Consider the following 15,584-nt stretch of genomic DNA (forward strand, 5'->3'; position numbering starts at 1 on the left):
ACCCATGAACGGTAGGGGCCACAGCTTAGCGGGGTCATTGACGGGCATCAATGCCCGTCCCGGCAAACTCGGTGTCTGATGGGGATTAAACAAGGGAGGTTCTCATGGCGACACAACCAGCTGCCGGGCGCAACCGGCTGACGCCCTGGTATGTCGGGCTGGTGATCATTGTCCTGTCCTCGCTGTTCGTGGCCTGGCGCATGTGGGCCAGCGATTGCGGTGCGCCGATGGCGCTCGAGATCGGCGTCACGCTTGTCATGCCGGCCGTCTACCTGGTGCTGATGTATCTGACATTCACCAGCCAGGAATAGGGAGGACAGGGCCATGGCGGGCGACCATCTCGATAAGGCGCTTTCCGATCCTTCCGCCGTTTACGGGCAACCGTCGGATGTCCTTGGCGACGAACGGCTATCCGAAGCCCAGAAGGTCGAGGTTCTCAGACGCTGGGAGTCCCTTGCATCGTCGGAAGCCGTCGCGCTGGAGGAAGGCATGCCCGGCGAGGACAGCGAATTGCTGACCGACATCCTCGTAGCGCTTGGCAAGCTCACCGGCCCTCTCGACCTGGACCATACCGGACCGTCGAAGGCGCACGGCCTGCCACGCTCGGCCATCCGCAGCACCGGCAAGTCCTGACTCCAGCGTAGCGGGAGAGCTTCATGCGCAAGACCGTCATCCCGAAACCGGCCAGCCAGCGCGACAAGGCAAACATGCGCGACTATCAGGCCGAAGCCGCCTCCTTCACCTGGGACGATGCGCGCGCGCTGCTTGACGGCCTACCGGGTGGCGGGTTGAACATCGCCCACGAAGCGGTGACGCGCCACGTCCTGCACGGCCACGGCGATACGGTTGCCATCCGCTGGCTCAGCAAGACGGGCGAGCGCAAGGACATCACCTATGGCGAACTCGATACGGCGACGAACCGGTTCGCAAACGTTCTGCGGCGGCTCGGCATCGGCCGGGGCGAGCGGGTGTTCTCGCTGCTCGGGCGCGTTCCCGCGCTCTATGTCTGCGCGCTCGGCACGCTGAAGGCGGGCTGTGTCTATTCTCCCCTCTTCTCCGCCTTCGGACCGGGCAGTGCAATCGCGCATGGAAATCGCGGCGGGCAGCGTGCTGGTGACCAGCAAGGCGCTCTACAAGCGCAAGATCGCGCCGATCCGCGACAGGCTGCCGTTCCTGAAGCCATTCTGCTGGTGGATGGCGCGATCGACGGCGATACGGGGATCCACGGGCTCGACGCTCTCATGGCGCAGGCCGGCGACAGGTTCCAGACGGAAGCGACGCAGCCGGAGGACACCGCGCTCATCCATTTCCACGTCCGGCACGACCGGCGGCCCAAGGGCGCGGTGCATGTTCACGAAAGCCGTCGTCGCCCATACCTATACCGGCCGCACGGTGCTCGACCTGAAGCCGGGTGACATCTACTGGTGCACGGCCGATCCGGATGGGTGACAGGCACGTCCTACGGCATCATCGCCCGCTTTTCAATGGCGTCACGATGATCGTCGACGAGGCCGAGTTCGACGCCGCGCTGGTACGGCATCCTGGAACGGGAAAAGGTGACGGTCTGGTATACCGCGCCGACGGCGATCCGGATGGTGATGAAGGCGGGGGCGGAACTTTGGCCGGGGAGCGCGACCTTTCCCGCCTGCGTTTCATGGCGAGCGTGGGCGAACCGCTCAACCCGGAAGCGTGATCTGGGGCAACGCGGTTTTCGGCATGCCCTTCCATGACGGTGGTGGCAGACCGAGACAGGCGGCATCATGATCGCAAATTATGCCGCCATGGATGTGCGCGCGGGCTCGATGGGCAAACCGCTTCCAGGCATCGAGGCTGGCATCGTGTACCGAGGATGGCCATGTGCGCGTGCTCGATGCGCCGGACAGCCTTGGCGAGCTGGCCTTGCGCGCCGGCTGGCCCTCGATGATGCGGGGCTACCTCAACAGCGAGGAAGAGCGCTACCGCAAATGCTTTTGCCGACGGATGGTACCTGACCGGCGACCTGGCGATGCGCGACGATGACGGCTATTTCTGGTTCGTCGGGCGCGCCGACGATGTCATCAAGAGCGCTGGACACCTGATCGGGCCGTTCGAGGTGGAAAGCGCGCTGATGGAGCACGAAGCCGTGGCCGAAGCCGGCGTCATCGGCATTCCCGACGAGACGGTGGGCGAGATCGTCAAGGCCTATGTGGCATTGAAGCCCGGCTTTGCCGCCTCGGACGCGCTGCGTCTGGACCTCATCGGCCATGCCCGCAAGCGGCTCGGCCCGGCGGTCGCCCCCAAGGGCATCTTTTCCGCACAAACCTGCCCAAGACGCGCAGCGGCAAGATCATGCGCCCGCCTGCTCAAGGCGCGAACTGGAGCCTGGCGGAAGGCGACATTTCCACGCTCGAGAGTGACGGAGACGCGAAGCGCAGACCAGAATCGGCTGGACCAGGCGCAGCTACTGGAGCAGCTTTCGCGGATGATCCGCATCCGCCTTTTCGAGGAGACATGCGCCGAACTCTACACGCAGGAAAAGATCCGCGGCTTCCTGCATCTCTATGACGGGCAGGAGGGCTGTGGCCACCGGCGTCATTCCGCTGCTTCGGGAAAAGGACCGGATCGTCGCCACTTATCGCGAACATGCCCATGCGCTGGTGCGCGGCGTGCCGATGAAGGCGGTGATGGCCGAGATGTACGGCAAGGCGGAGGGCTGCGCGGGCGGACGCGGCGGATCCATGCACCTGTTTTCGCGTGAGGCCAATTTCTATGGCGGCAATGCCATTGTCGGCGGCGGCCTGCCATTGGCGGCGGGCCTGGCGCTCGCCGACCGGATGCGCGCCGAAGACCGCGTCACGGCCTGCTTCTTCGGCGAGGGCGCCGTGGCCGAGGGCGAATTCCACGAAGCGATGAACCTCGCCTCGCTCTGGCACTTGCCGGTCCTGTTCGTCTGCGAGAACAACGGCTATGCCATGGGCACCGCGCTGGAGCGGTCGGAGGCCATGACCGACGTGGCTGCCAAGGCGGCCGGCTATGCGGTGGCAGCCGAGAACGTTGACGGGATGGACGTCGTGGCCGTGGAAGCGGCGGCGCGGCGCGCGCTGGATCACATGGCGGCGAGCGGAGGCCCGTTCCTGCTGGAATGCCGGACCTATCGCTTCCGCGCCCATTCCATGTTCGATGCACAGCTTTACCGCGAGCGCCAGGAGGTCGACGACTGGCGCAAGAAGGGCCCGATCCTGCGTTTCCGGACCTGGCTGGAGCAGACCGGCATCGTTCACAAGGCCGATGTCGAACGGATCGAGGCCGAGGCGGAAACCGAAATCGCGGAATCGGTGCAATTCGCCGAGGCTGGCACATGGGAGCCGGCGGAGACGCTGCTGCGCCATGTGGTGGCGGACGAGCGCCCTGCCCCACCAGACATTCCGGAACCGCAGGGCAGCGTCGAGACCACTTACCGCGAAGCGGTCAAGGCGGCGATCGTGGAGGCCATGGAGAAGGACGAACGCGTTTTCCTGATGGGCGAGGATGTCGGCCGCTATGGTGGCTGCTACGCGGTCAGCAAGGGGCTGATCGACCGGTTCGGGCCCGACCGGATCCGCGACACGCCACTTTCGGAATCGGGCTTCACCGGCGCCGGCATCGGCGCGGCCATGGCGGGCATGCGTCCCATCGTCGAACTGATGACCGTGAATTTCTCGCTGCTGGCGCTCGACCAGATCGTCAATACGGCCGCGACCTACCGGCACATGTCGAACGGGGCGTTCGGCGTGCCTGTCGTCATCCGCATGGCAACCGGCGCGGGCAAGCAGCTCGCCGCCCAGCACTCGCACAGTTTCGAGGGGCTTTATGCGCATATCCCCGGTCTGCGCGTGCTGGCACCGGCCACGCTGGAGGATGCGCGCGGCATGCTCTGGACGGCGCTCCAGGAACCGGATCCGGTCATCATCTTCGAGAATGTCATGCTCTACAACCGCGCCGGACCGCTCGCCGCCAATGCCGGGCCGGTCGATATCGAGCGCGCGGCGGTGCGGCGGGCCGGACGCGACATCACCCTCATCACCTATGGCGGATCGCTCTACAAGACGCTGGAAGCAGCGGAAATGCTGGAAAAGGACGGCATTGACGCGGAGGTGATCGACCTGCGGGTGCTGCGCCCGCTCGACATGGAAACCGTGCTCGCCTCGGTGCGCAAGACGCATCGCGCGCTGGTCGTGGACGAAGGGTGGCGAACGGGCAGCCTTGCCGCCGAGATCGGCATGCAACTCGCCGAGGAGGCTTTCTTCGACCTCGATGCGCCGCTTGCGCGCGTCTGTTCGGCGGAAGTTCCCGTGCCCTATGCGCGGCACCTGGAAGCGGCGGCCATTCCGCAGGCAGGGACAATCGCCACGGCCGTGCGCCGGACCCTGGGGCGGGACTGAACCATGGGCATATTCCGCATGCCCTCGCTTGGCGCCGACATGGAAGCGGGCACGCTGGCCGAATGGCTTGTGAAACCGGGCGACACGGTGAAGCGCGGCGACATCGTCGCCGTGGTTGAAACGCAGAAGGGCGCCATCGAAATCGAGGTTTTCGAGGACGGGACGATCAGCGAACTGGTCGCGCGGATCGGCGAAACCGTGCCGGTGGGCGCGCCGCTGGCGAGCATTCTGGGCCACGCAGATGCCGCGTCACCCAGATCTGCTCCCGAACCCGTGGCGCCGGAACCACTTGCACCGGCGCCTGCCGCCACCAGCCAAGATGCCTCGCCGGAACGACCAGCCGGCACGGCGCTTGCTGCCGCTTCGAGCCCGGCGGGTGACAGCGGTTTCGTGCGCGCCAGTCCGGCTGCCCGCCGCCTCTCACAGACGCGGGGCCTCGACCTTGCCGGACTGACCGGCAGCGGACCCGGCGGTGCTGTGCTGCTTGCAGATGTCGAGGCGCGCGGTGACAGCAAGCCAGCCGCAACGGGTGCGCAGGGCATGCGCGCGGCCATCGCCGCGGCCATGGCGCGCTCCAAGCGTGAGATCCCGCATTACTACCTGGCCCATGACACGGACCTTTCGGCCGCCGCGCGCTTCCTGGCACATGTCAACGACGGCAGGCCGGCGGCGGAGCGGATGCTGCTCATCGCCCTTTTCGTCAAGGCCGTGGCGCGGGCCTGCGCCAAATACCCGGAATTCAACGGCCATCGCGGCGCAGACGGCTTTGCCCCTGCCCCGGCGGTGCATGCGGGCGTCGCGATCAACATTCGCGGCGGCGGGCTGGTGGCGCCCGCCATTCACGATGCCGGGTCCAGGTCTCTCGACGATCTGATGGCGGCCATTGCCGATCTTGTGGCACGGGTGCGCGCCGGGCGCTACAGGTCGGGCGAACTGGCCGATGCAACCATCACGATCTCCAGCCTTGGCGACCGGGGCGTCGACCGCCTGTTCGGCGTCATCTATCCGCCGCAGGTCGCACTGGTCGGCTTCGGAACGCCGCGCCTGCGCCCCTGGGCAGAGGAGACGGACGTCTCCGCCCGCCTTGTCACCTCGATCACGCTTTCCGCCGACCACCGGGTGAGCGACGGCCATCGCGGCGCGCTTTTCCTGGCGCGGATCGGCCAATTGTTGCAGGAGCCGAAACCTATGACGAATGAAACGCTGGAGACGCTTCTTGCCCGCGAACTGCATCGCATCGCGCCCGATATCGACATGGCCGATGTCGACCGCGATGGCGACCTGCGCGAGGAATTCGACATCGATTCGATGGACTTCCTCAATCTCGTCGCCGCGCTGTCGGAACTGACCGGAGCGCCGATGCCCGAAAGCGACTATGACCGGATGGGTTCGGTCAACGCGCTGGCCGCCTATCTGGAAGAAAAGACCAGGGCCGCGCAGGCGCGGTGATCCCCGTCTGCAAGCCGGGCGACGGCGCTCTCACTCCAGTTCACCGGCCTCGCGCAGCATCTCCCAGCCGTCGTCGATCTGTTCGGCGACAAGCGGGTGGGAAAGAAGATATTCCGCTGTTGAGCCAGAATGGCGCTCGCGCGCCATGGCCAGGGCGCTCTCCCATTCCTGCGGCTCGTAATCGCCCCGGCCCAGCCAGGACAGGGCAACCAGCGCGTCCTGCTGATCGTCGTTGAGCGCCTCGATTTCCTCGATCACTTCCTCGCGGCTCAGATCATCGGGCAGATCCTGCAAGGCGGCCGGCACCTCGTCATCGCCGGGATTGCCTCCGGGATCAGGGACATCATTTTCCTCGCGGGCCATGAGCGCCCGCAGGCGCAGCAGGATACCGCTCAACTCATTGCTGTCGATTGCCAATACGGCCATGTCAGCCTCCTGTCATCCTTGCGCCCAACCATGATGCAACGCCGGCCGGCCGCCCTTGATACAGGTCATGAAACGGCACCGGAGGCCGGATTTTCAAGCCTTTTCACCAGCCCCGCAAAGATGCCGGGCAAACCAGCCGCCGGCAAGCCCGGCCACCTGCCGCAATGCGCCCGGTTCCTCGAACAGATGGGTGGCGCCGGGGACGATTTCGAGGCGGCAATCGCAGGTCAGCCGGGACAGGGCGAGGCGGTTCAGCGCCAGCACCTGCGGGTCGTGCGAACCCACGATCAGCAGGGTGGGCGCGGTGACGCGGGCCAGATCGTCGACCACCATGTCGGCCCGTCCGCCGCGCGATACCACGGCGGCGACCCGTTGCGGTGCCTGTGCGGCGGCCAGCAAGGCGGCGGCGGCACCGGTGCTGGCGCCAAACAGGCCGACCGGCAAGCTGTCGAGCGGCGGCACCCGCGCCGCCCATTCAACCGCACGCACAAGGCGGCGGGCCAGCAAGGGGATGTCGAAGACATTCGCGCGCCCGGCGGCCTCCGATGCGGTCAGGAGGTCAAACAGAAGCGTTGCAAGGCCCCGCTCCGCAAGCCAGCCGGCAAGCTGGCGATTGCGCGGACTCATCCGGCTGCTGCCGCTGCCATGGGCAAACACGACCAGGCCACAGGCCCGCCCGGGCAGCAGCAGCATTCCGGGAAGGCTGCCTTCGGGGGTGTCCGGCGCATCGACGAAGACATCGGTTTCCAGCATGGCGTTCCCTTCTTCCTCCCCGGCCCGGCCTCCCTGCCCCTGCCCTTTCTTCAGCCGCCCGGCCATGATCGCCCGTTCGCCGCACGGTTCCATTGACGGGCATCATCGCCGGCGGTGGAAGACCGGCGAATGCGAAACGACGAAGAAGCGTGGATGTTCGTCGCTTATTTCTGATATATTCAAATTATCTAATTATTAGCCGGACGGACGGGAGGATACATGCAGGGCGAAACCGAGGGCGGCAGAGAACACACGAAGTGCAGGATACTCGTCGCCGACGACGATCCCGCATTGCGTGCGATGCTTGTCGAGGCCCTGACACAGGCCGGGCATGCGACTGCCGAGGCCGGCAGCCGGGACGACCTGTTCCAGCGCCTGCGCGAGGGCCCGTTCGATCTGGTGACGCTCGACATCGTGCTGGGGGGCGAAGACGGCCTTGATCTGGCCCGCGCGTTGCGCGCCGAGAAGAACATACCCGTCATCATCATCACAGCGCGCTCGGAGCCCGGGGACCGGGTCGCCGGCCTTGAAAGTGGCGCCGACGACTACATCACCAAGCCCTTTCATCCATGGGAAGTGGAAATAAGGGTGCAGACCGTGCTCGAACGCTACGGACGGCTGCCGCATCAGCGGATGGAGGAGGAGACGGAGCTTCCTTCGACCATACGGTCTTCAACGGGTGCGCCGGCTCGTACGGTCAAATGACAGGCACGAAATCCACCTGACGGAAACGGAGTCTCAACCTGCTGGCGCTGTTCCTGGAAAATCCGGGCAGGATCCTGTCGCGTGACGAGATCTGGCAGAAACTGCGCGGACGCAAACGCGATCCGCTGGACCGGACGCTGGACGGACACATTGCCCATCTGCGCGACAAGATCGAGCACGGCAAGGCGACGGAAAACGAGACGCTGATCAAGAGCGTCCGGGGCGTGGGCTATGTCTTCGTCGGCGATGTGCGGCCGGCAATCCGGATGCCCGAGGACGAAGGCGACCCCGAGTGACAAAGCAAGCGCAAGAACCCGCTCAACAATTCTCAACAAAAGATTTGTTGCAGATCAATTAATCCAGAAAATAGGATTTTATTGTTACCTGAGAGGTAGCAGTCACATGGACCAACCGGATGCACCGAACGATATCCGGCCGTGTGCGGGCAAACAACAGGGGAGGCAGTGGCAATGCAGGGGCCGCATGTTCTTGCCGGCAATCGGTGTTCGTCATGTCCGTCGCGTTTGCACGGGCCATGCAAGGGTATCCAGCAATCCGTCCTTCAGTCCATTGCAGGCGTGTCGTCAACCGCCAGCTATGCGCCAGGGGCAACCATCATCGCGCAAGGCGAGAGCGTGCATCATCTGGGTATCGTGCGCCACGGCACCGTCAAGATTTCAAACACCACGGCGGATGGGCGGCACATGGTCATCGGTCTCATCGAAGATGGCCGGCTGATCGGCAATGCGTTCGAGAAGACGTCGCGTTTTGCCTATGAAAGCGCCACCGTCTCGTCCATCTGCCTCATCCCGCGCGCGGCCTTCATCAAGCTGACGCAGCAATGCACGGACTTTTCCTGCGCGGTGCTGGAAACGGCACAGCGCCAGGCAGAGGAAATCCAGGAATGGCTGACGCTGTTCAATTGCAGGACAACCCTGCAACGGCTTGCCGGCTATCTCTTCGCGCTGAGCGCAAGGCGGCAGGGCGCCAGGCCGGCGAGCGAACCGCTGGCGCTTGAAATACCCGTTTCGCGCAAGGATCTCGCCGCCTATCTCGGGACGACGACCGAAACGCTGTCTCGCAACATGCAGCAACTGGCGCGCAAGCAGATCCTGACCGTCGTGGACGGCCAGAAGGTCATCATCGTCGACAGGAAGCGGTTCGTCGCCATGGCGGCATCCATCGGCGAGGAATTGCAATCCTGAGGCATGGCCATCTGGCGGCGTCGCGGATGGCCGCTTGCGGGCAATCTGGCTGCGCCGTTGCACGCGCCCGAGCGCCGCGGATCAACGCAAGGCACGTGAAGCGAGATGACCTCGTCGTCATCCACCTGGGCGAACGACCGGTAGTGAGCGCCGACGGCGAAGTGCGCCGGCGCTTCCAGGCAGACGACCTCATCGGCCAGGGGGCGCAACCGTGCCAGCGTTTCGGGCGGTGCCACGGGAATGGCAAGAACGATGCGGGCAGCTGGCGGCGCGCCAGGGCGTGCAGCGCGGCCATCAGGCTGGCGCCCGTGGCAATCCCGTCATCCACGACGATGGCCGTCCTGCTCCGTCGCCGGGATTGGTGGCCGGCCTTCCAGATACAGGCGGCGCCGCTCGATCTCGGCAAGGTGGGCCTTGGCCATCTCGGCACATCGGCCTCGTCGAAGCCGTAGGAGGCGGCAACATCCTCATTGATGGCAATGTCGGGCGCTGCGCCATCCACCACGGCACCGAGGGCCAGTTCGGGGTGTCCGGGCGCCCCGATCTTGCGGACGAGGAGCAGGTCGAGCGGCAGGCCGAAAGCCCTGGCGATTTCGGCGGCCGGAACGCCGCTGCGCGGCAAGGGATAGACGACAGCCCCGCCCCAGTCCCTGCCGTCAAGCGCCGCAACCAGCTTACGACCCGCTTCGGCGCGATCTTCGAACACAAAAGCCATCGTGTCCTCCCCTGCGTCCCGGTCCGGCATCTGACCATCGCCAACCAACCATAGATCGCCTGCATGTGCCGGCATTGACGCCCATCATGCCGGCAAAGCGGCGTATCGGGCAACCGTGGCCGGGTTCCGCCATGCCGTTGACAGCCGTCAATGCCGCCGGGCGGCGTGCCACGAATATGGGGCCGTCAGGGCCGCGCCCGGCGGAACCGGTTCACGGTCTGCATGCCGTGTATCCGTGTCCGTTGGAATTGCATCGCGCGGCACTGGCGCACCACCGGAGCGCATCCGGCTGGGTTTCCGCCCCGGGATCAACGGCCCCAGTATTCCGGGCGGTACTTGAGCCGGCGGGCCGCAACATGTCGAGGGACATGGTCCGCCGGTCTTTTTTTCAAGGAGACCGGCCATGGATCGTCCAGGCATGACGACAAGCGGAGGAAAGGATGCGGCTACGGCGGGAACAGCGGCCACTTGCAGTATCTGCCACGGGCACCGCCTCAAGCCGGTGGTCACTTCCGTCGTGTTCTTCTGGACCGAAGTTACCCACGATCATTGAAAACGTGCCGCCCTGCGGTGCCGTGATTGCGGGAACAGCACTGACCTGCAGGTCGCGGACCGGCTGGACAGCCTTGCGCATGCGGGCCGGCAAAGCCGTCGCGCTGCGCCATGTCAGCGTGCCTGTCGTGGACTATGGCGCGTGTACCGGCGATTGAGCGCGCTCAGCCCGGAACCGGCGGGCGGGCGGGTTCGGCGGGCTTTCCGGCGGCAAGCGGCAAGGCGGGCGAACGCGCGCCCTGCCCTCGCGGGGCCTTCCGGCGATCGAACAGGAGCGCCACGAGGTAATGTGCGCCAAGGCCCATGGCGATCAAGACCGATCGCTGCCATGGGCCGGCCGGCCGGGCCTCGAACAGCACCTGGAGCACGATGGCCAGAAGCGATCCGGCGGCGAAGACCGCAAGGCCGTTGCGGCCGATGGTCGCGACCGGCCGGAGAGCCGCGCCTGAGAGCGCCTTGCCGATCCAGCCGGTATGGATGACAACATAGGCCAGCGCCAGAACATGGACGAGACGCAGGAAGGCGAGCGCGCCCTTGTCCGTGTCGGCGAACAGGGCCGGCAGGGCGGCCAGGCCCGGAACCGCGCCCATGCCAAGCCTGACCCAGACCGCCGAGAAAATGACAAAGGCCCAGGCGAAAGCCAGAAGCCCGGGATGACGGCGCACCGGCGGCCTGCCGGTGACGACACCCAGCCCGATAGCGATACCGGCAACGAAAACAAGCTGCCAGCCGAACGGATTGAGAAACCAGCCCCAGTCACCGGGCCAGTTGGGCAGGTTGATGCCGGTCAGATGCGCCAGCACCCACAGACTTGCGGAAAGCGCCAGCATGGCCCCGACATGGCGCACCCCGATTGCCAGGAAGGCGATGGCGGAGACAAGCAGCACCACATAGAGCGGCAATATGTTGAAGTAGCCGATCTGGTAGCCCAGAAGCGGGATTCCCAGGACAGCCTTCAGGCCATCGATCTGGAGACGGGTGAAGTTGACCTGCCCGGCCACCTGTGCGGTACCACAGAGAAGAAGCCCGGTGCCGACGATGACCAGCGCCAGCGACATGGTGACCACGTGGACGACATAGAGCGTGCGGGCGCGGGCGAGCATGCGCCCGGCCGTCTTGCGCCACTCGCCACGGAAGAAACCTTTCGAATAGGCCAGTGCCACCGCCATGCCGGACATCAGCACGAAGGCTTCCGCCGCATCGGAAAAGCCGAAGTTGCGCGACGTAAACTGCTCCAGCGGATTGCCCGGAACGTGATTGATGAAAATCGTCATCAGGGCCAGGCCCCGGACAACATCGAGGCGAACGTCCTGGGCTTTCCTGCCGGTACGAATGCGGTGTTCATGGCGTCACGCGCCGCAGTGCCGGAGGCTGCGGGCTGGCCGGCGCCAGCCCCGGTGAGCGACGCGGCCGGATCGTCCGTTTCCCGCCAGCGGGCGCGGCTTGCCTCACAGGCGCGGATGACGGGGGAGGCAGCGCATTCGGCCGGCGTGAGAAACAGTTTCCGGCGCGCGGCCGCATCGCCGCTCTGGCGGGTCGATGACCAGCTGATGATGGCCGGGGCGCACACCATCGGCAGGGCCACGGGAAGGAACCAGTAGAACAGGCTGGCCCCGAGCAGGGACGACGCCACCAGCATGACCAGTCCGGCGAGCACGATCCACCAGGATGCCGCCCATGACTCTGCCATGGGGATCTCGCCGGCATCGCGGTTCGTGGCCGGCCATCCGCCGTCCCGTCCCATCAGGACCTGGAAAACGGCACGGCTCTGGAACATCAGCGTGACGGGCGCCAGGATGCTCGACCACAGGATTTCCGCGGCGGTGGAGCACAGGACCTTGCGCGTTCCACCGAACAGGCGTGTGGTTCCGCTGCCCGCCGCATGCAGTGCGACAAGCAGCTTCGGACCGATCAGCAGGCCGAAAATGCCGACGAGGAGGGTCACGGCCTGCGCCGTCTCCGGCTTCGGAAAGATGGCAGGCATGCGCGGCACCGGGAAATAATCGGGTTCGGGCGCCAGAACGGGTGCAAGCAGCGATGTCACCAGAAAGAGCAGCCAGAGCGGCGATGCGAGATAGGCCATGATGCCCTGCACGAAGACGAACCGGCTCCAGGGCATCAGGCCAGGCGCGCGGACAAGCCTGCCGTGCTGAAGATTGCCCTGGCACCAGCGCCGGTCGCGCTTGGCGAAGTCGATGACATTGTCCGGCCCTTCCTCGTATGAGCCTTCCAGATCGGGGTCGACCCGCACGATCCAGCCGTGGCGTGCCAGCATGGCCGCCTCGACATAGTCGTGGCTGAGGATGTGGCCGCCGAAGGGCGGCTTTCCAGACAGGACGGGCAGGCCGCAGCTTTCGGCAAAGGCGCGGGTTCGCACGATGGCGTTGTGCCCCCAGAAGGGACCGGTGCGCCCCTGCAAAAGGGCCAGGCCGCGCGCGAAACAGGGCGAATGGAAAGAGGCCGAAAACTGGATGGCGCGGCCGAACCAGGAACGGGCGTGGATGATTTTCGGCAGGGTCTGAAGCAGGCCGAGTTGCGGCTCGGCCTCCATGCGCCGCGCCATCTCGACCATGGTTTCGCCTTCCATCAGGCTGTCGGCATCGAGAATGACGAGAAATTCGTAACGCCCCCCGGATGCGCGCAGGAATTCGGCGACATTGCCGGCCTTCTTGCCGGTGTTCATTTCGCGGCGGCGGTAGAAAACCTGCATGACCGGTGGCATGGCGACGCGCAATTGCTGCATCCAGCGCCTTTCCTGCGCCGCCACAGCCTCGTCGCGCGTATCGGAAAGCACGACGAAATCGAACCGCGCCGCCTCGCCGGCCGCCTCCAGCGACCATGCCATGGCATGAATGCGGGCGCAGACGGCGGACGGATCCTCATTGTAGACCGGCACAAGCACGGCGATCCGGCCGGTGCGCACCGGTTTGCCCGGATGGCTCCCACGGGGCGCTTCAGGCAGTGGCGCGAAGACACCGTGGAGCGCCAGCGAGGCGCCCCATGCAATCCAGCCTGTCGTCGCGCCAAGCAGCAGGACGCGCAGGACATCCAGCGGGTCGAAACCGTCCGACAGGAACACATCGGCTGCCAGACGCGCGGCCAGGGCCGCGAATGTAAAGGCAAAGAGGAAGGAGACGAAACGTCTGGACTGGACCAAGGCAGGGCTCAACGTCAGTTTGCCAATCGCTTCATGGCAAACGGGAGAAAGGAGAACAGCCCGGAAAGGCGGGCCGGACGGCGCGAGCGCTCGACCACCTGCTCCGGCATTGCCAGCGGTGCCGGCGGGGGGCTCATGTCGAGGCTGTCGTTCACGATCATCTTCATGTCAGGACCGCTGCTCATCGCCTTTTCTCCACTGGAACAACCAGGTTTCGGAAATCCGGTTCTCACGCTGGGCAAGGTGGGCGCTGATCTCCACCGGACTGTCCCCGGGCAGTTCAAGATCCAGCACCAGGCGCCATCGCGCCGTCGTTTCCACCGGCGACACCGCGACATGCAGGACCGTACCGGCAGAGACTTCAACCGCAGCCGTAACGTCTGCATCGGCCGGCAGGTTCCCCAGCAAGCCGCCCTCGAAATCGACAACGAACTTGCGGGCCTCCGGTTTTTCGGAACCGGCGACACCCGAAACGCCACCCGCCCCGGCCGAGACCGCGGCAACGCGTGCCAGGCGCGCCACGTCCTCGGCAATGGAACCCCAGGTCAACCGGTAGCGGTATTCCCGCGCCTGCCCGGCCCTTGCCTCGCCTTCCGGCACCCAGAACAGCACGATGTTGTCATTCACCTCCAGTTCGGTCGGGATCTCGATCAGCGCGATCGTGCCCCGCCCCCAGTCGCCCAGAGGCTCCACGTAGAGCGACGGCCGCATCTCGTAGTGGGCGCCGGCGTCCTGGTAGTCGGCGAAGGTGCGCGTGCGCTGGATGAGCCCGAATCCGCGCGGGTCCTGTTCGGCAAAGAAGGAGCTGGCCAGCCGTTTTGGATTGTTGAGGCTGCGCCACATCTCGTCGCCATTGGCGCGCACGACCTTCAGGCCCTCGCTGTCATGGACGCCTTCGCGATAGTCGTCGAACGCATGCCGGTTGAGACCGTTGAACAGGAACATCGAGGTCAGCGGCGCGATGCCGAGCCGCTCGATGTCCCGGCGCAGAAAGATGCGCGCCGTCACCTCCATCTGCGTGGTGGCGCCCGGCGTGATGACGAAACGGTAGGCCCCGGTGACGCCGGGACTGTCCATGAGGGCATGGACCGTCAGCACCCCGTCGCCCCTGGCGGGTTTCTCGATATAGAAATCGGTGAAGCGGGGAAATTCCTCGCCGGTCGCGGTCGCGGTATCGACCGCCAGACCGCGGGCGGACAGGCCATAGCGCGAGCCGCGCCCGAGGGCACGAAAGTAGCTGGCGCCCTGGAAGGCGACGAGTTCGTCGAGCACCGTCTTCGAATTGAGGTTGTAGAGCACACGGAAACCGGCGACGCCCGGCATGTCGAGCTGTTTCAGCTTCTGCTGGTCGAGCGGTTCGCGGTAGATGAAATCTTCGGCCGAGAAACCGACGGGCCGTGCCCGGCCATCTGAAACCTCATGCACATTGACCGGCGTGCGGAACAGCCAGCCCATGTGGAAAGCCTGAAGGGCGAAGGACTCGTTGCCGGCCCAGACAGAGCGGTCGGGATCGTAGGCAATGCGGCGGTAGGCGTCATAGTCCAGCCCGGCCAGCGCCTCCGGCAGGTCTTCGGCCGGGGCCGCATAGTCCTTTCCGGCATTGGCGCGCGCCGTTTCCGTCAGGATGTCGAAGTTGAAAGGTATCGTGCCAGCGCCCTGTGCGGGACCGCCAGCAGGGTTGGAAGGCTGTGCCGCTGCCGTCCGGCCCAGGGCCGTGGCTGCCAGCATGCCGAGTGCCATCGCGAAATTGAATTGGCGACGCTGCATTCCTGTATCCTCAGATTGTCGAGATTGGCCGGCTGTCCCGGTCTCGATGCTGCACCGCAAACAAGCAGGCCACTTTGCGGAGAATTTATGGCAGTCGTGGCGCGCCCGTGCGGCGGCTTCCAATATGAGAGCGCGCGGCCGCAATCAACGGATTCCGTTCGCCCTTCAATGCTTTTCGGCGCGAAGGGTTCCGCGTCCCGATCGCGGGCCCCGAAACACAGCCGCCGGCCGTGGCAAGGGGCACCCGGCGCGACCATCGGCGGTTTGGTCACGCCGGGATGTCCGGGTGAAACCCGCCATGAACTTTTGTTTCATCGTGCAATCGGAGCGCGCACATGGAGGACACCCCCCTCGTGCGGCAAGGGCCGTGACAATCGCCATGATTCTGCCGGCGACGGCGCAGCAGACGGCCCCTGCCGGAGCAATGCAGTGCTGTTCGAGGCAGGAAGACGCAG

Annotated in this window: 16 protein-coding genes and 1 pseudogene; 11 read left to right on the top strand and 6 right to left on the bottom strand. The window is 65.7% G+C overall.

What is annotated here, in order from left to right:
• The first annotated feature begins 104 nt into the window (after nt 1-104).
• From R3D65_RS04225 to R3D65_RS04255, 7 genes and pseudogenes are all read left to right on the top strand, one after another.
• The gene (locus R3D65_RS04225; protein WP_371273987.1) at nt 105-311 is read left to right on the top strand and encodes a hypothetical protein; all 207 of its coding nucleotides are present in this window, start codon (nt 105-107) and stop codon (nt 309-311) included.
• A 13-nt stretch (nt 312-324) separates the two neighbouring features.
• Nucleotides 325-633, top strand: a complete 309-nt coding sequence (locus R3D65_RS04230; RefSeq protein ID WP_371273988.1) for a hypothetical protein — start codon at nt 325-327, stop codon at nt 631-633.
• A 23-nt stretch (nt 634-656) separates the two neighbouring features.
• Nucleotides 657-1,415 (top strand): AMP-binding protein, encoded by a 759-nt coding sequence (locus tag R3D65_RS04235; protein ID WP_371273990.1) that lies wholly within the window; start codon nt 657-659, stop codon nt 1,413-1,415.
• 80 nt (nt 1,416-1,495) lie between these two features.
• Nucleotides 1,496-1,693, top strand: coding sequence for a hypothetical protein (locus R3D65_RS04240; RefSeq protein WP_371273991.1), 198 nt, complete (start codon nt 1,496-1,498; stop codon nt 1,691-1,693).
• Nucleotides 1,694-2,107: 414 nt separating this feature from the next.
• A pseudogene (locus R3D65_RS04245) lies at nt 2,108-2,251 on the top strand (hypothetical protein); the annotation flags it as partial.
• Between the two features lie 307 nt (nt 2,252-2,558).
• Nucleotides 2,559-4,400 (top strand): pyruvate dehydrogenase complex E1 component subunit beta, encoded by a 1,842-nt coding sequence (locus tag R3D65_RS04250; protein ID WP_371273992.1) that lies wholly within the window; start codon nt 2,559-2,561, stop codon nt 4,398-4,400.
• A 3-nt stretch (nt 4,401-4,403) separates the two neighbouring features.
• Entirely contained in the window at nt 4,404-5,849 is a 1,446-nt protein-coding gene (locus R3D65_RS04255; RefSeq protein ID WP_371273993.1) for a 2-oxo acid dehydrogenase subunit E2, read from the top strand.
• Between the two features lie 30 nt (nt 5,850-5,879).
• Here R3D65_RS04255 and R3D65_RS04260 read toward each other — a convergent pair whose 3' ends face one another.
• Together R3D65_RS04260 and R3D65_RS04265 are read right to left on the bottom strand one after the other, a co-directional pair.
• Entirely contained in the window at nt 5,880-6,275 is a 396-nt protein-coding gene (locus R3D65_RS04260; RefSeq protein WP_371273994.1) for a DUF3775 domain-containing protein, read from the bottom strand.
• A gap of 93 nt (nt 6,276-6,368) precedes the next feature.
• A complete protein-coding gene (locus tag R3D65_RS04265; protein ID WP_371273995.1) occupies nt 6,369-7,121 on the bottom strand; it encodes a dienelactone hydrolase family protein in 753 nt (250 codons plus the stop codon).
• A 126-nt stretch (nt 7,122-7,247) separates the two neighbouring features.
• On the opposite strand from R3D65_RS04265, the gene R3D65_RS04270 reads away from it, so the two are divergent.
• The 4 genes from R3D65_RS04270 to R3D65_RS04285 all read left to right on the top strand — a co-directional run bounded on the left by R3D65_RS04270 (nt 7,248) and on the right by R3D65_RS04285 (nt 9,390).
• Nucleotides 7,248-7,733, top strand: coding sequence for a response regulator transcription factor (locus R3D65_RS04270; protein ID WP_371273996.1), 486 nt, complete (start codon nt 7,248-7,250; stop codon nt 7,731-7,733).
• Between the two features lie 38 nt (nt 7,734-7,771).
• Nucleotides 7,772-8,029, top strand: a complete 258-nt coding sequence (locus R3D65_RS04275) for a winged helix-turn-helix domain-containing protein (protein ID WP_371274358.1) — start codon at nt 7,772-7,774, stop codon at nt 8,027-8,029.
• A gap of 174 nt (nt 8,030-8,203) precedes the next feature.
• The gene (locus tag R3D65_RS04280) at nt 8,204-8,938 is read left to right on the top strand and encodes a Crp/Fnr family transcriptional regulator (RefSeq protein WP_371273997.1); all 735 of its coding nucleotides are present in this window, start codon (nt 8,204-8,206) and stop codon (nt 8,936-8,938) included.
• A 95-nt stretch (nt 8,939-9,033) separates the two neighbouring features.
• Nucleotides 9,034-9,390, top strand: coding sequence for a hypothetical protein (locus R3D65_RS04285; protein WP_371273998.1), 357 nt, complete (start codon nt 9,034-9,036; stop codon nt 9,388-9,390).
• 979 nt (nt 9,391-10,369) lie between these two features.
• Here the strand turns inward: R3D65_RS04285 and R3D65_RS04290 are convergent.
• From R3D65_RS04290 to R3D65_RS04305, 4 genes are read right to left on the bottom strand one after another with little or no spacing between them, the layout of a single operon-like run.
• Nucleotides 10,370-11,479 carry an OpgC family protein gene (locus R3D65_RS04290; protein ID WP_371273999.1) on the bottom strand — a complete coding sequence of 370 codons (1,110 nt, stop codon included), beginning with the start codon at nt 11,477-11,479 and terminating at the stop codon, nt 10,370-10,372.
• Nucleotides 11,479-13,374 carry a glucans biosynthesis glucosyltransferase MdoH gene (gene mdoH / locus R3D65_RS04295; protein ID WP_371274000.1) on the bottom strand — a complete coding sequence of 632 codons (1,896 nt, stop codon included), beginning with the start codon at nt 13,372-13,374 and terminating at the stop codon, nt 11,479-11,481. Before mdoH ends, R3D65_RS04290 begins: the two co-directional genes overlap by 1 nt.
• Nucleotides 13,375-13,376: 2 nt before the next feature.
• Nucleotides 13,377-13,547: a hypothetical protein gene (locus R3D65_RS04300; RefSeq protein WP_371274001.1), complete on the bottom strand. Its 171-nt coding sequence runs from the start codon at nt 13,545-13,547 to the stop codon at nt 13,377-13,379.
• Nucleotides 13,531-15,129, bottom strand: a complete 1,599-nt coding sequence (locus tag R3D65_RS04305; RefSeq protein WP_371274002.1) for a glucan biosynthesis protein — start codon at nt 15,127-15,129, stop codon at nt 13,531-13,533. The genes R3D65_RS04300 and R3D65_RS04305 overlap by 17 nt, the downstream gene beginning before the upstream one ends.
• Nucleotides 15,130-15,584: the final 455 nt, after the last annotated feature.

Origin of the sequence: Zhengella sp. (genome assembly GCF_041397485.1) — a bacterium.
Classification (GTDB): Bacteria; Pseudomonadota; Alphaproteobacteria; order Rhizobiales; family Rhizobiaceae; genus Zhengella.

What these genes read in the sequence shown, in the direction of transcription:
- R3D65_RS04305 (WP_371274002.1), bottom strand. Translation starts at nt 15,129, where the DNA reads ATGCAGCGTCGCCAATTCAATTTCGCGATGGCACTCGGCATGCTGGCA.
- R3D65_RS04270 (WP_371273996.1), top strand. Translation starts at nt 7,248, where the DNA reads ATGCAGGGCGAAACCGAGGGCGGCAGAGAACACACGAAGTGCAGGATA.
- R3D65_RS04265 (WP_371273995.1), bottom strand. Translation starts at nt 7,121, where the DNA reads ATGGAACCGTGCGGCGAACGGGCGATCATGGCCGGGCGGCTGAAGAAA.
- R3D65_RS04235 (WP_371273990.1), top strand. Translation starts at nt 657, where the DNA reads ATGCGCAAGACCGTCATCCCGAAACCGGCCAGCCAGCGCGACAAGGCA.
- R3D65_RS04290 (WP_371273999.1), bottom strand. Translation starts at nt 11,479, where the DNA reads ATGACGATTTTCATCAATCACGTTCCGGGCAATCCGCTGGAGCAGTTT.
- R3D65_RS04240 (WP_371273991.1), top strand. Translation starts at nt 1,496, where the DNA reads ATGATCGTCGACGAGGCCGAGTTCGACGCCGCGCTGGTACGGCATCCT.
- R3D65_RS04230 (WP_371273988.1), top strand. Translation starts at nt 325, where the DNA reads ATGGCGGGCGACCATCTCGATAAGGCGCTTTCCGATCCTTCCGCCGTT.
- R3D65_RS04300 (WP_371274001.1), bottom strand. Translation starts at nt 13,547, where the DNA reads ATGAGCAGCGGTCCTGACATGAAGATGATCGTGAACGACAGCCTCGAC.
- R3D65_RS04225 (WP_371273987.1), top strand. Translation starts at nt 105, where the DNA reads ATGGCGACACAACCAGCTGCCGGGCGCAACCGGCTGACGCCCTGGTAT.
- R3D65_RS04260 (WP_371273994.1), bottom strand. Translation starts at nt 6,275, where the DNA reads ATGGCCGTATTGGCAATCGACAGCAATGAGTTGAGCGGTATCCTGCTG.
- R3D65_RS04280 (WP_371273997.1), top strand. Translation starts at nt 8,204, where the DNA reads ATGCAGGGGCCGCATGTTCTTGCCGGCAATCGGTGTTCGTCATGTCCG.
- R3D65_RS04255 (WP_371273993.1), top strand. Translation starts at nt 4,404, where the DNA reads ATGGGCATATTCCGCATGCCCTCGCTTGGCGCCGACATGGAAGCGGGC.